Origin of the sequence: Hymenobacter sp. DG25B (genome assembly GCF_000801315.1) — a bacterium.
GTDB lineage: Bacteria > Bacteroidota > Bacteroidia > Cytophagales > Hymenobacteraceae > Hymenobacter.
On sequence record NZ_CP010054.1, the window covers coordinates 2511636 to 2525966 of the forward strand.

The 14331-nt window shown below is 56.4% G+C and carries 12 protein-coding genes; 7 read left to right on the forward strand and 5 right to left on the reverse strand.

From position 1 onward, the window contains the following. Positions 1-13: 13 nt before the first annotated feature. Complete coding sequence (gene mtaB, locus PK28_RS10720) at positions 14-1354, forward strand: tRNA (N(6)-L-threonylcarbamoyladenosine(37)-C(2))-methylthiotransferase MtaB (RefSeq protein ID WP_044513723.1); 1341 nt, start codon at positions 14-16, stop codon at positions 1352-1354. A 200-nt stretch (positions 1355-1554) separates the two neighbouring features. Here the strand turns inward: mtaB and PK28_RS20450 are convergent, their stop codons facing one another. Continuing rightward, positions 1555-2187 carry a helix-turn-helix domain-containing protein gene (locus PK28_RS20450; protein WP_156126349.1) on the reverse strand — a complete coding sequence of 211 codons (633 nt, stop codon included), beginning with the start codon at positions 2185-2187 and terminating at the stop codon, positions 1555-1557. 329 nt (positions 2188-2516) lie between these two features. Here PK28_RS20450 and PK28_RS10730 point away from each other — a divergent pair, with 329 nt between their 5' ends. Beyond that, complete coding sequence (locus tag PK28_RS10730; protein ID WP_044513728.1) at positions 2517-2717, forward strand: hypothetical protein; 201 nt, start codon at positions 2517-2519, stop codon at positions 2715-2717. A 278-nt stretch (positions 2718-2995) separates the two neighbouring features. Here the strand turns inward: PK28_RS10730 and PK28_RS10735 are convergent, their stop codons facing one another. Beyond that, positions 2996-4234 carry an ABC transporter permease gene (locus tag PK28_RS10735; protein ID WP_044513731.1) on the reverse strand — a complete coding sequence of 413 codons (1239 nt, stop codon included), beginning with the start codon at positions 4232-4234 and terminating at the stop codon, positions 2996-2998. 145 nt (positions 4235-4379) lie between these two features. Here PK28_RS10735 and PK28_RS10740 point away from each other — a divergent pair, with 145 nt between their 5' ends. After that, entirely contained in the window at positions 4380-5651 is a 1272-nt protein-coding gene (locus PK28_RS10740; protein ID WP_082017211.1) for an asparagine synthetase B, read from the forward strand. A 95-nt stretch (positions 5652-5746) separates the two neighbouring features. Then, complete coding sequence (locus PK28_RS10745; RefSeq protein WP_044513736.1) at positions 5747-7558, forward strand: glycoside hydrolase family 2 protein; 1812 nt, start codon at positions 5747-5749, stop codon at positions 7556-7558. Positions 7559-7657: 99 nt separating this feature from the next. Here PK28_RS10745 and PK28_RS10750 read toward each other — a convergent pair whose 3' ends face one another. The 3 genes from PK28_RS10750 to lpxK are packed head-to-tail and all read right to left on the reverse strand — an operon-like array spanning position 7658 to position 11383. Beyond that, the gene (locus PK28_RS10750) at positions 7658-8299 is read right to left on the reverse strand and encodes a MiaE family protein (RefSeq protein WP_044513739.1); all 642 of its coding nucleotides are present in this window, start codon (positions 8297-8299) and stop codon (positions 7658-7660) included. A 56-nt stretch (positions 8300-8355) separates the two neighbouring features. After that, positions 8356-10311: a putative porin gene (locus tag PK28_RS10755; protein WP_197070400.1), complete on the reverse strand. Its 1956-nt coding sequence runs from the start codon at positions 10309-10311 to the stop codon at positions 8356-8358. A gap of 19 nt (positions 10312-10330) precedes the next feature. Further along, on the reverse strand, positions 10331-11383 hold the full coding sequence (gene lpxK, locus PK28_RS10760) for a tetraacyldisaccharide 4'-kinase (protein ID WP_044516837.1): 1053 nt from the start codon (positions 11381-11383) through the stop codon (positions 10331-10333). 45 nt (positions 11384-11428) lie between these two features. Here lpxK and PK28_RS10765 point away from each other — a divergent pair, with 45 nt between their 5' ends. The 3 genes from PK28_RS10765 (at position 11429) to PK28_RS10775 (ending at position 14205) form a co-directional block, all read left to right on the forward strand. Beyond that, positions 11429-12214: a uracil-DNA glycosylase family protein gene (locus tag PK28_RS10765; RefSeq protein WP_082017065.1), complete on the forward strand. Its 786-nt coding sequence runs from the start codon at positions 11429-11431 to the stop codon at positions 12212-12214. A gap of 103 nt (positions 12215-12317) precedes the next feature. Next, complete coding sequence (locus PK28_RS10770; protein WP_044513747.1) at positions 12318-13466, forward strand: Nif3-like dinuclear metal center hexameric protein; 1149 nt, start codon at positions 12318-12320, stop codon at positions 13464-13466. 7 nt (positions 13467-13473) lie between these two features. Next, positions 13474-14205, forward strand: a complete 732-nt coding sequence (locus PK28_RS10775; RefSeq protein WP_044516839.1) for a zinc ribbon domain-containing protein — start codon at positions 13474-13476, stop codon at positions 14203-14205. Positions 14206-14331: the final 126 nt, after the last annotated feature.

Here is a 14331-nt window from a genome sequence, read left to right on the forward strand (position 1 = left end):
TGCGGCCTTGCTTATGAACACCAGAAAAGTTGCCTTTTATACGCTGGGCTGCAAGCTCAACTTCTCCGAAACCTCGGCCATTGGCCGGCAGTTTGAAGAACACGGCTTCGCCAAAGTAGCCTTCGAGGACGCAGCCGACATCTACGTCATCAATACCTGCTCCGTCACGGACCACGCCGACCGCAAGTGCCGCAAGGTGGTGAAGGAAGCGTTGAAGCATAACCCCGAGGCCTTTGTGGCTATTGTGGGGTGCTACGCCCAGCTTAAGCCCCAGGAAATTGCGGAAATTCCCGGCGTGCACGCCGTGCTGGGCGCTGCCGAGAAATTTCAACTGGTAGAAACGCTGGCGGGCTTTCAGAAGCCAGCCGCCGGGCAGCCGGGCCGGGTGTTTGCCTCCCCCATTTCCGAGGCCACCGAATTCCATGCCGCGCACTCCTACGGCGACCGAACCCGCACCTTCCTGAAGGTGCAGGATGGTTGCGACTACTCCTGCTCCTTCTGCACTATTCCGCTGGCGCGCGGCAAAAGCCGCTCCGGCTCCGTGCAGAGCGTGGTAGAGCGGGTGCAGAAGCTGGCCGAAACCGGCGTAAAGGAAATTGTGCTGACGGGCGTTAACCTCGGCGACTTCGGCCTGCAGGGCCCCGACCGGGAACGGCAGGAAAACTTCTACGACCTGGTGCAGGCCCTGGATGAAGTGGAAGGTATTGAGCGGTTCCGCATCAGCAGCTGCGAGCCGAATTTGCTCACGGATGAAATTATCCGCTTTGTAGCCCGATCCAAGCGGTTTATGCCGCACTTCCACATACCGCTGCAGTCGGGCTCCGATAAGATTCTGGGGCTGATGCGCCGCCGCTACCGCCGCGCGCTTTACGTAGACCGGGTGCAGCTGATTAAGGAAGTGATGCCGCACGCCTGCATCGGGGTGGATGTAATAGTAGGCTTCCCCGGCGAAACCGAAGCGGACTTTCTGGAAACCTACCAGTTTCTGAATGAGCTGGACATCAGCTACCTGCACGTATTTCCATACTCCGAGCGGGCAAACACGCTGGCTCCCACGCTGCCCGGCCGCGTGCAGGACCGCCACCGCCACGAACGCACCACCCAGCTGCGCAGCCTCTCGGAGAAGAAAAAACGCTTTTTCTACGAGCAGCATATAGGGCAGGAAACCAAAGTCCTGTTTGAGGACGATGTAACCAACGGGCAGATGGAAGGCTTCACGCCCAACTACATCCGCGTCACGGCCAAGTACGACCCGCTGCTGGTGGGGGAAATGAAGCGTCTGCGCCTGACCAGCGTGAACCCGCAGAACCTGATGGAAGCCGAAGAAGTAGGCTTTGAGGTGCTGCAACATTAGCTGCGGAGTATAAAGAAATGTCTGTTCTCGGATTTTAAAAGTCGGCACCGAAAGGTGAACTTCAGGAGTTATTCAAAAGGGTATATCTGCACTAGGTAATAGTAACACACAATTCTTGCCCTTTGAAAAGCTAAAAACGAAAACAGGGGCCTGGCTTATTGCCAGGTCCCTGTTTTCGTTTATTGAAGCCTTAACCAACTTTACTTAACCAGTTGCCGCTGCATCAGATCCATCATTTGCTGCATGAGCCGTTGCTGCTCCTGCAGGTGCTGATTGCGCAGCTCGGCCATAGCCAGTTGATGTGCCATTTGCTGGGTATATAAAGCCGACTGCCAGCCGGTGTCTACCGTGGCAACGACTGGGACTATAGTAGCGGGTGCTGCATTTGCGGCATAAACCGAACTCCCGGCAGATGGTTGGCTCATTATAGAAGCCGGGTCTGGAGCTTCCGCTGGCTGCTCCATTGTCTTTGCAGAATCAGAAGGAAGAGACGATGGGCTAGTAGCTGCTTCAGCATGGCTGGTAGCAGGCGGCACTGCTTCCGCTGGTGCAGAATGCTTAGGGGCTGCATTCACAGGCAAAGAGCTTCTAACTTCCTGCACAGCACCTGTAAACATAGGCCCGGCCCCCTGCATTAACCAGTCTTTTGATACATTTGGATATATTTCAAAAACCTTACACAAAAGATCAAAACCCGGTTTATTACGCTCTTCAACCAAATGTTGAATAACGGTAGCCGTCTTTTCCAGGGATATAGCAAAGGCATTTTTGGTCATTCCCAACTCTTGAATGAGCTGACTAAAACGCTGACCTATAGTTTCTTCTTTTGTCATATTTCCAAATGAGTAACTAAAATTCTCACTGCAAATATACTCAAATGGTCATAAAAAACAACGGTGCTTTTGCTTGCTGAACAGTCGGCAGTAGAGCCCCGGCCCCAACCTTCCTGGCAACTTTGCGACAGTACGTTTAAAATATGTGCTATAGCAAAGCTTCTATTTCATCGACGAAAAGCCTCTGCAACTATTCACCACAGGTGCTCATGGAAGGCATGCCTCAAATCAACCTCACAGCTACCGGGAGCCTTTCCTGATAAAGAAGGATCAGCGTTGTATTCCCCTCTTCCCTCATTAAGAAATTATTGGTAACGCTTAAGTTAAGTATGGAAAGCCAGACGTTAATCCAGCGCAAATACTACAACGTCGTTTCCGTCATGTCGAGCATGTGGCGCATCAAGCCAGGGACCGAGACATCTCGCGTGCTGATGTTGTTGGGAAACGAACAATTAAAAAAGACCGCCATGCTGAGCTTGCCGAAGCATCTCAACCTCTGGCTAACCCCCAACATGGCAACGAAGCGGTAGAGATTCCTCGACTTCGCTCCGCATGACGGGCTATAGGAAAGACGCTCTTTGCCCAACAACCCTGCATGACAATTCCTAAACACGACCTTGTTCGACCTGCTTACACAAAAGTGTTTGACCGGCACCACCCTCCCTCTGCTCTCCTTAATGCCGGAAATATCCTGTCACCTGGCTTATATCAAGCCAGGAAAGTACGTTACTACGCACCCCGAAAAATCAGAAGCAATTAGAATTGGAGCGGCGGTAAACCATCACAGCGCAACTCCGCTTACAGGAGTTTACTCGTAGCGCAGGGACTCAATGGGGTCCAGTTGGGCGGCGCGGCTGGCGGGATAATAGCCCGAGGCCAGCCCTACGCTAATACAGATCATCAACCCCAGAGACATCCACAGCCACGGTACCAGAAAAGCGCCTTCGCCAATAAACAGGGAAATGGAGTTGCCCATGGCCACCCCTAAAATGATGCCCAGCGTGCCGCCCAACACACAGATAACAATGGCCTCGATGAGGAACTGCTGGCGAATCTGCAGGGCCGTTGCGCCCAGTGCTTTGCGGATTCCGATTTCCCGGGTACGCTCCGTTACCGATACCATCATGATATTCATGAGGGCGATACTGGCTCCCAGCAGGGTAATAAAGCCAATCAGAAAGCCGCCAATGCGCAGGTTGCCCGAGAGGGAATCCAGCTTGCTGGCCAGCGAATCGCTCCGCTCTACTTCAAAGGAATTCTCCTGGCCCAGCTGGTCGTGGCGCACGGCGCGCATAATGCCGGTGGCCTGGCCCATCACAAAGCCCAGGTTTTCGGGTTGCACCACCGCCGTTTTAATATCATAGGTGAGGGCGCGCTGGCGGGGCATCTGGTTACCGGTTTCCAGCGGAATCAGCAGGGTGCGGTCGGCGCCGCCCCCGCCCATAGTAGAGCCGCTCTTTTCCAGCACGCCTACTACCTGAAAGCGCCGTCCCAGGAAATAGATATATTGATTAACCGGGCTCTGCTGCGGAAAAAGCTTGTCCTTAATTTCGGAGCCCACAATGGCTACGTTGGTACCATTATCCAGCTCGGCCTGCGAAAACGCCCGCCCGGTGCCTAAAGCGTAATTCTGAATCATCAGGTAATTCTCATCGCCTGCCACCACATTCATGTTGGGGTTGGTTTTCTCCCCATTGGCCTTCACCTCGGTAGCCCCGGCAATAAAGGCCGAAATGCCCACCTGGGCCTCATCCCCTACCTCTTCCTTGTACTTCTTGGCCTGCAGATACGATATGGCGGGGTAGGTTTTGGTCTGCATGCCGCCCCGCCGCATACGGTTAGTATAGCCTTTGGCGGTCATCTCAAAAGAGTTGGCCCCCAAGCTGGCAAAGGTCTGGTTCAGGGAATACTTAATAGAATCGATGGCCGTTAGAATACCGACCAGCGACATTATACCAATGCTGACAATGAGGGCAGTGAGAACCGTGCGCAGCAGATTGCTGTGAATGGAACGGAATGCCTCTTTGATGTTTTCTAGCAGGTGCATGGCAGAAACCCTCAAAAGCCGAAGCTTGCCCGTTATTTGGGTTAGCTATGTTGGCGGGTCCTGCAAGGTAACCGCTTTCGGGTAAAAGCCCAGCGGTTTTGGTACATTTGTTTAGGCGGCAGTTTTTCCGGTTTTAGCGATGGTATTGAAGCGTTTTTTTCTCGTGGTAGCGCTCCTGCTGGCAGGGTTGGCGGGGCCGGTTTCGGCCTGGGCCAATCATATCCTCATCCCCATGGATGATGCCCAGAAAGAGCATCTGAAAGCCTATGGCATTGCCTACTGGCTGCTCACTAAACAGGTAGAAGTAGACTGGCTGCTGAATTACCGGGGCGGGGCCTTTGCCTGCAAGAATGCCCAGGGTCTGGAAAATGAGCTTTCTGTAAGGGGGGTGAGCTTTCAGGTGATCAGCGCTGCCCAGTACACCGGCATCCTCTCCGAAATAGCCGACCCCAACGCCAACATGGATATTATGAAGCTGGAGAAGGTGCCCAAAATTGCGGTGTACACGCCCAAAGGCAAGCAGCCCTGGGACGATGCCGTAACCATGGTACTGACCTACGCCGAAATTCCCTACGACCAGATTTACGACGATGAGGTGCTGGACGGCGCCCTGCCTAAGTACGACTGGCTGCACCTGCACCACGAGGATTTTACCGGCGAGTACGGCAAGTTTTACGCCACCTACCGCAACCGCCCCTGGTACCAGCAGCAGCAGCACGATGCGGAAGCCGCTGCCCGCCGCCATAATTTCACCAAAGTAAGCCAGATGAAAGGGGCCGTGGCGGCCCGCATGCAGGAGTTTATTGCCGGCGGCGGCTTCCTGTTTGCCATGTGCTCTGCCACCGATACGTATGATATTGCCCTGGCCGGTTTGGGCGTGGATATGGTGGAAAGCATGTATGATGGTGACCCCGCCGACCCCAATGCCCAGCAAAAGCTCAACTTTAACCGCACGCTGGCTTTCAAGGACTTCCAGCTGGTACGCGACCCTTACCAGTACGAATACAGCAACATCGACATGCAGCCCCAGGAGCGCGGCGTGTACGAGGACAACGACTACTTCCAGCTGTTTACCTTCTCGGCCAAGTACGACCCCGTGCCCACCATGCTCACCCAGAACCACGAGAAGACCATTAAGGGCTTCATGGGCCAGACCACCGCGTTTCGCAAGCAGCTCATTAAGCCCGATGTAGTGACCATGGGCGACAATAAAACCTCCGGAGAAGTGCGCTACATGCATGGCACGCTGGGCAAAGGCACCTGGACGTTTTATGGCGGCCACGACCCGGAAGACTACCAGCACCTGGTGGAAGAAGAGCCCACCGATTTGTCGCTGCACCCAAATTCGCCCGGCTACCGCCTCATTCTCAACAACGTGCTGTTTCCCGCTGCCAAGAAGAAAAAGCAGAAAACCTAAGCCGTTGGCCCTCTCCCCGACTTATTAATTGGTAGTTCGCTGCATCCGTCACCGGGTGCGGTACGTTAGTTAAGGCTTCACCTTTTGCAGCTTTCATGGATTCTGATCAAAAGAACTACGGTTTTTCGCGCACTGAAGGAGAGCTGCGCACCGCCAATCCATTGCCTCGCGCTGTGTTGCGCACCAATAATTACCTGCTCCTGGACGGGGAGTGGCGCTTTGAGCATGATATCCATGATACCGGCCTGCGGGATAACTGGTATGTAGGGCACCATTATACCGATACCGCCCCCTGGCCCGGCTCCGTGGAAGACCACCTGGCCAGCGTGAAGGGCGAGCAGGCCCCGGCCGGCTGGCAGGACCAGGTAGTGGTGTGGTACGAGCGGGAGTTTCCGCTGCCGGAGCGGGGCGATGATGGTTCTAATGCCATGTTCCAGCTCACCTTTGGCGCCTGTGGCTACGAAACCCGCGTGTGGCTGAATGGCCACCAGCTGCGCACCATTGAAGGCGAAGACGTGCATTATGGCGAGTATACCTCCTTCTCTTTTGAGCTTAAGGAAGAAAACCTGCGCCCCGTTAACCGCATTACCGTGCGTATTGCGGATACCATGGACGCGGAAACTACCCGCGGCAAGCAGGAGTCGCACGTGTATAAGCGCGGCGGCATCTGGTACCAGACCTATACCGGAGCCGTACGCAGCGTTTGGCTGGAGATGGTGGAGCGCAACCGCCTCCGCTCCCGGGTGGGTATCGACAGCGTGATTGAAGACCAACTGGTACGCTTCACTATTACCACCCGCATACACGACCCCGGCTTATACACCCTGCGTCTGCAGGTTTTTGACCGGAGTAATCCTTCGCCGCAGCCCCTGGCTACTTCTGATTTCCCCCTGCGCCTGGAATCAGGGCAGCGGCAGCAGCGGGTAGTGATGGAGCTGCCCGGCGCCAAGCCCTGGGGGCCCGGCACTCCAAACCTGTACTATCTGGTGGCGCTTCTGATTGATAGTGAAGGCTATACTGCCCAGATTGAAACGCATTTTGGCCTGCGAAAGATAGAGTCCCGGGGCAAGTCCGTGTACGTGAATAATCAGCCCCTTTATCTGGATGGCATTCTGTATCAGCCCGGTACGGCCACCTATGAGGAAATGCGCAAGCACATGTATGCCATGCGTGACCTGGGCTGTAACCTGGTGCGGGTGCACATTGCGGGCGTAGACCCCCGAATCTATAATCTGGCCGATGAGCTGGGCCTGTTGCTGTGGGTAGAAGTTCCCAGCCCGCATACTTCCACACCGCGCAGCCGGGAAAATCATCGGGCCGAGCTGCTGCGCATGCTGGCCCTCATTGAGTCTCACCCCTCGGTGGTTATCTGGAGCCTCTATAATGAGGATTGGGGCGCCCAGGATATTGCCACCAACCCCGAAACGCGTCGCTACATCACCGACATGTATCATTACATGCAGATTGAGCATCCGCAGTTTCTGGTGGTGGATAATGATGGATGGCAGCACGTTTCGGCGGGGGGCCGCCTGATGTCGGACTTACTGACAGCGCACTTGTATACCCCGGAGCTGGCGCAATGGCAAAATGTACTGGAACGCCTGGTGCAGGGAGATTTAGGAGTAGCTGCCTTCCCTTTAGTAGTAGGCGACCCATTCTTCTATCGTCGCCAGAAACCATTGATTGTCAGCGAGTGGGGTGGTTTTGGCTTCCCTGATTACGGTGGCCCCCAGGATATAGCCGCCCGGGCCGAGCAGATTCGGCAGTACAAGCGAGAGCTGCGCAAGCACCCTATTGCCGGCGACGTGTACACGCAGGCCACCAACATTGAGGATGAGCGCAACGGTCTGATTGACCCACATACCGGGGAGTTGGAGGTACCGGCCGGCCTGCTGGCTTCTCAGTGAGATGGTGAGATAGTGAAATGGTGAGGTGGTGAGTTTGATGTTCTATTTGCGCCGTTGGTGCCGCCAGAACATCAAACTCACCATTTCACTATCTCACCGCTAATGCATCCGGTCGTTGCGCACTGGCAGGTTGGTTATGATTTCGCCTTCAATTTTAAGCAGCTCCTGCAGGCGGGCATCTACCTCCCGGGCGTCGCAATATTCCTTGGCCAGGTCTACGTAGCTAACAAAGTGGCCGGCTTCTGACACCATCAGTTCATAGTAAAACTTGCTCAGGCCGGGGTCGGGAATATGCTTCCACAAAAGCTTGAACCGCTCACAGCTACGCGCCTCTATCAGAGCACTTACCAATAGCTGATCCATTAGCTGCCGCTCCCGGGCGCCGCCCTTTCGTACGTGCGTCATGAGCTGCACCACGTACTCGTCGCGGCGGGGGCGGCCCAGTTCGTGTCCACGCTTGCGCAGCTCCAGCAGCACCCGCTCAAAGTGCGCCCATTCCTCGGCTACTAACGCCGTTAGCTCGTCTACCAGTCGGGATTTTTCGGGGTACTTCAGGATGAGGCTGATGCCGGTGCTGGCCGCCTTTTGCTCGCAGTAGGCATGGTCTACGAGAATATCCTCAATGTTCTTGCTGGCAATATCTACCCAGCGCGGGTCGGTATTGAGCTTGAGCTTGAGGATGGTTTTCTCGCGCTGCCGGGCTACTTCGGCGCTGGAGTCAGGCAGGATATTGTCAGTCATGAGAAGCTAAAGCAGTGCTTGAAGCGGGCCTGGTAAAAGCAGCCTACCAAAGCAGATTAATCAAAGAAATTCCACTTGATTCCGAACTGGAAGCTGCGTGGATTACCTGTGTAGTAAGGGGTGGCAAAATACCCGTTATGCAGCAACCCCTGGTTAAGGTAGGCCATCTTCAGAAACACAGTTACCGTTTTAATGTCACCAGTCAGGAATACGTCCACCAGGGGGTAGCTGCGCACGGTGAAATGATCCTGCACAAAAAATTGCTGCGTGCTGGGGCTATAGTCATAAGCCCGCCACCGGGACTGGAAGTACGTCTCCACCCCTACCTGCCCAAACAGCGCTTTCTTGAACAGGAAACCCCGGTAAGCAATGCGGCTGGTGAGCACCGTTGTGGGAATGCGCAGGCCTTCGCCGTCACCGTTGCCAGTCAGCGTCAGGTCATGGTCAGTGTAGAATCCGCCCAGCACTAAGCGGTGCCGCAGCCGGCCGATATATAATTGGCGTTGCTTGTTTAACTGCTCCGGCTTGCCATCCTGGTTATAAAAAATCAAGTTGCTGATATTCACCACCGAACCTTCTGCCAGAAACCGTTGCGCACCCAGCTGCTTTTCGAGCCGTACCAGCAACTGGTTGGTCTGGGTATTTTTGAATTTAGCCGTATCAATGTGGGACCAGGCAAAATGGTTGCCGCTGAACTGCTGCTCCGTAAGCGTAGGCGAATAGGAGGAGCTGAACAGCTCCGCGGTCAGAAATCCTAACCGGGCCGAAGCGCGCACCCAGTATTCGTCGCCTATCTTATACTCGCCAGCCGTTTGAATGGCAAATTGCTGGTAACGGAAGGCTGCGTTGCCCCCCACAAAAAAATTGTTGAACGTGCGTATAGGCAGCGTATCATTACTTTCTCCGCCAATCAAAGAGCGGGTTTCCAGGCGGGCATTGCGGTGGCGGCCGTACACGCGGTAGTCCACGGCATCGGTGTGGCCCAGCACGCCCACGGTGTTTTCTATCTGCCGGAATAAAGCCCGGTCCTCGGTTTTGGTCGAGTCGAACTGCGTTTGCCGTTTGGTGCTAAAACGAGGGTAGTACAGGATATTGCCGCTGGCATCGTAGGGAATAGCCTCGTCGTTGTAGCGGTTTTGCTGCCGGTTGAAGTCGAAGACGTGAAAGGCGGTGAGGCCTTTACCCAGCAATCGGTAGGTATGCGCAAGGTGGGCATCGTCGCGGTTGTCCCGGTTCAGGGCCTGACTCAGCCATACCCGTTCCCGCTGATAATCAAACAACTGATTCAACGACGTATCACGCTGGGCAAGCGGAATCAAGGCATCATTCAGCGGCCGGATGCCGCCCTGCTCCACGGCCTCGTGCCGGGTAATGATGTAATTGGCCAGCAAATGATACCGCTCATCCTCCGTCTGATAGCGGCCAAAGATTGTAATACCGGAATGGCGAATCAGCCCTTCGCGGGGCGAGGCAGCCAGTACTTTGTTAGAAGCCAGCCGCTCGTAGGAAACACCCAGGTTGGCATTCTTCTTTAGGCTGCGGGCATAAGAGAGCTGAAAAATCTGCTCGCCCAGGCCGCCCTGCAAATAGCGGAAGAAGGTGTAGGGCGAGCGGGTATCGTAATACACCACATCGGAGGCGGTGCGGGCATATTTATCAAATACGGTGCGGCCCAGGCGGGCGCCCAGCTTGGTGGGTTGCTCCCAGAGCAGCTTGCGCGAGGCCGTGCCCAGGTTGCCCAGGTCCTGCTGATAGGTGGTATCATTCAGCCAGTACCGCCGAATGTTGTGGAACGTGAGCAGCGTGGTGTCCAGCGTTTGCCCGGTGGTGATGTCGCGCAGCACATTCCGCTCCCGAATAACTTTGGTGGTGAGAGGACCATACAACACTTTGGTGGTATCGTCCAGCACTTGGGCGTGCAGCGGAGCTACCACGCTCAGCCACAGCAGAAAGGCCAGCAGCAGCCCCCCACAACGGGTGGACCGCCACGGCAACCGGCCTGCGCGCCGCATAAACGAAAAAGAAGACAGATCAGACAACAGCTTGGGGCTGAAAAGAAGACACGAGGAAAGCGCGAAGCCGGCTGGCGCCATCGGCCAGAAACCGGACTTCAATGGGAATATAAAACACCGGCACGCCCGCCAGCACCTGCCGCAAAGCGGGCTGCGCCAGGCGCATGGCATCCTTTTGCGTGGTAAAGATGCTTTGTCCGGGCCGTAATTGGGCACATACGGCCTTAATTTCCGCGGGGGTAAAGGCGTGATGGTCGGCAAAAACGGCGTGGTGTGCTACCTGGTAGCCCGCTGAGGTGAGGTACGTACGCAAGGGTTCTGGCTGCGCAATTCCCGTAAGCAGAATCACTTCGGCGCTGGCGGGTGTGGGCTGCTGGCCTACCGCTACCGGGGCCCCATAGCTATAACCGGAGAACAGTACCGGCACTCCGGCCCTGGTGTAACGGCCAATTTGCTGTTGCATTGCCTGCTGCTCGGATGGGGGGAGTTGTTCCGGGCATTTTGTAACTACCACCACGTCGGCCCGGCTTGCGCCTGCCCGGTTTTCCCGTAGTCTACCCGCCGGCAGCACCTCATCGGTGTAAAAAGGCCGCTGATGCTCCGTTAGCAATATGGAAAGCGCTGGCTGAACGCGGCGGTGCTGGTAGGCATCATCGAGGACGATGACGCTGGGCTGCTGGTTGGTCAGCAGATGCAACAGGCCCACCCGGCGGTCCTCGGACACAGCTACGGGTACGGTGCCGCTAAAATCCTGAAAGTGCTGCAGAGGCTCGTCGCCCACCGTAATGGCTGTATCGGTGGGCTGCACCAGGCGGTAGCCCCGCGTACGGCGGCCATAGCCCCGGCTTAGAATAGCCGGTTCTGCTTCCAATTGGAGGAGTTGCCGCACTACCCAGGCCACGTGCGGGGTTTTGCCGGTGCCGCCCACCCGCAGGTTTCCCACGCTAATAAGGGGTACCGGAAAACGGGCTGCGGTGAGGAGGCCGGCATCGTATAGCCAGTTGCGCACCCCCATAATGCCGGCGTAGAGCCAACTTAGCGGCAGCAGCAAGAGCGTAACCAATCGGGCCATAGAAGCGAAAAACAGAGCGGGCAAAAATACGGGGATTTTGCCGCCATGGCTGAGTACCTTTTCGGCTGGCCTGGTTTCCGGCCAGAAAGCCCCACTTTACCCGCCTCTGTTCCGCTGCGCCGCCATGGAGTGGCGCACTATTCTTTGATGATGACTTCCTTTGCCGACCGCCTCCTCTCCTTCCTCACCGGCTTTCCGCTGCCGGCCGCGCTGCCCGCGGGGGTTTCGGCAGAAAGCCCCTACCAGCAGCCCGCTGTGCAGCCCTTGCTCACGGCCTTTGCCCGGCAATACTACGCCAGCCCCGCTCCGCGCATAGCTCTGCTGGGTATCAATCCCGGGCGCTTTGGGAGCGGCCGCACCGGCGTGGCCTTCACCGACCCGGTTGCCCTGGCCGATAACTGCGGCATTGCCAACCCGCTGCCCCGGCAGCGGGAGCTTTCCAGCCAGTTTATCTATCAGGTGGTGGCGGCCATGGGCGGGCCCGCCCGTTTCTACCAGGATTTCTACCTGGGCTCCCTATACCCGCTGGTGCTGCTGCGGGAGGAGCGCAACTATAACTATTATGACGCGCCGGCCCTCACGGCCGCCCTGGCCGATGATCTGCGCCTTTCCCTGCACCAGCAGGTACACGAGGTGGGCTTACGCCGCACCGTGGTGGTATGCCTGGGCCGGCGCAACGCCAAATATCTGCAGCAGCTAAACCAGGAACTCAGGCTTTTCGAGCATATTGAAGTGCTGGACCACCCGCGCTACCTCATGCAATACAAACGGCGGGAGCTGCCGCAGCACGTAGCCCGCTACGTAGAAGTACTTAGTGCGCTTATTCAATAGGTGCTCAGCCAGCATTCTGCCATTATAAACGTGTGCCACCAAGTCGAAATTAAGCTAGGTACTGCAACTTGCGGCGCGCTTCTACCCCATCATCCCACGTCCTATGTATACTCAGCCAGCCCCCAGCCCTGCTCCCATAAGCACCCAGAAAACAACCACTGTAGCTGACCTGGCCCGGGTGCTGGAAGCCGCGGCGCCCCTCGCCTACCAGGAAACCTACGACAACGCGGGCCTGCAATGCGGCGACCCAACTATGGAAGTAAGCGGCGTGCTGATTGCGCTGGACTGTACCCCGGCCGTGCTGGAGGAAGCGCTGCAGCGTGGCTGCAACGTAGTAGTGGTGCATCACCCCGTGATATTCCGCCCGCTCAAGCGCCTCACCGGAGCTAACGAGGTAGAGCAAACCCTGATAAAAGCGCTTAAAAACGATATTGCCATTTACGCCGCCCACACCAACCTGGACAATGTGCAGCGCGGCGTAAACCGCAAGCTGGCCGAAAAGCTGGGCCTGCAAAACCTGCGCATCCTCGACCCCAAAGCCGGCACCCTGGCCAAGCTGATAACCTACACGCCGCCCACGCACACCCAGGCGGTGCTGCAGGCGCTGTACGCGGCCGGCGCCGGCCGCATCGGCAACTACCACGACTGCAGCTTCCGGATAGAAGGCACCGGCACCTTCACGCCCGGTGCGGGCACCAACCCCTTTATCGGCCAGCCGGGCCAGCCGGAAACCGTGTACGAGCAGCGCATAGAGGTGCTGTTGCCCCTGTATCTGCAGCATAGCATACTGCAGGCCCTGCGGCAGGCCCACCCTTATGAGGAGGTTGCTTATGAATTAGTGAAGCTGGAAAACACCCACCAGGAAGTGGGTTCCGGCATGGTAGGCGAGCTACCTGAGGCCATGGAACCGGCCGCGTTCCGGCAGCGGTTGCGGGAGGCCCTGGGCGTGCCCGTGGTAAAGCACACAGAATTTACCCGGCCCATCCAGAAAGTAGCGCTGTGCGGCGGGGCCGGCAGTTTCCTCATTGGTAAAGCCCGTAGCGCCGGTGCCGATGCCTACGTGACCGGCGACCTGAAATACCACGAATATTTTGGCGCCGAAGGCCGGCTGATGCTCTGCGACGTAGGCCATTTTGAGAGCGAACAATTTACCGGCGAGGTTTTCCGGGATTTGCTTACCGCCAACTTTGGAAGTACTTTTGCGCTCTTCATTGCCGAGACCCTCACCAACCCTGTCCGTTATGATTTCTAACCCCTCTGTGGAAACCACTGTTGCCAGCAAGCTGGAAGCCCTTCTGAACCTGCAGCAGCTTGACTCGCAGCTTGACGAAATCCGGCGTGTACGCGGCGATTTGCCGGAAGAGGTACGTGACCTGGAGGACGAAATTGCGGGTTACGAAGTGCGCGTAAGCAAGTTCGACGAAGAAATTGCCGGCCTCAACGAGCAGATTAAGCAGCGCAAGCAAAACGCCAAGGATGCCGATGGCCTCATCAAAAAGTATGAGGACCAGCAGCAGAACGTGCGCAACAACCGCGAGTACGAGGCTATTGCCAAGGAAATTGAGCTGCAGAAACTGGAAATCCAGATTTCTGAAAAGAAAATCAAAGAAGCCCAGTACCAGATTGAGTTGAAAAACAACGAAATCAGCGGTACCAAGCAGCGCCTCGATGAGCGTAAGAAAGACCTCGATAATAAGAAGTCGGAGCTGGAAACCATTGTAGGTGAAAGCGAAAGCGACGAGAAAAAAATCATGGCGGAGCGCGAAAAGGCCGTGAAGCCTATCGAAGACCGACTGTTGATGGCTTATACCCGCATCCGCGGCAACGTGCGCAACGGCCTGGCCGTGGTAACGGTGAAGCGTGACGCCTGCGGTGGCTGCTTTAACACGGTGCCCCCACAGCGCCAGGCAGACATCATCGCCCACAAAAAAATCATCGTGTGCGAGCACTGCGGCCGGGTTCTGGCCGACGTAGAAGTGAAAAACGTGTAATTGATAACCACCCGGTAATCAGTACTACAGAAAAAGGAACGGTGTTGTGCCGTTCCTTTTTTGTTGTCATTCAGTGCCCACGTGCCTCATCCACCGTTAGCATTCCGCCCAGCTTCATCCTGCATC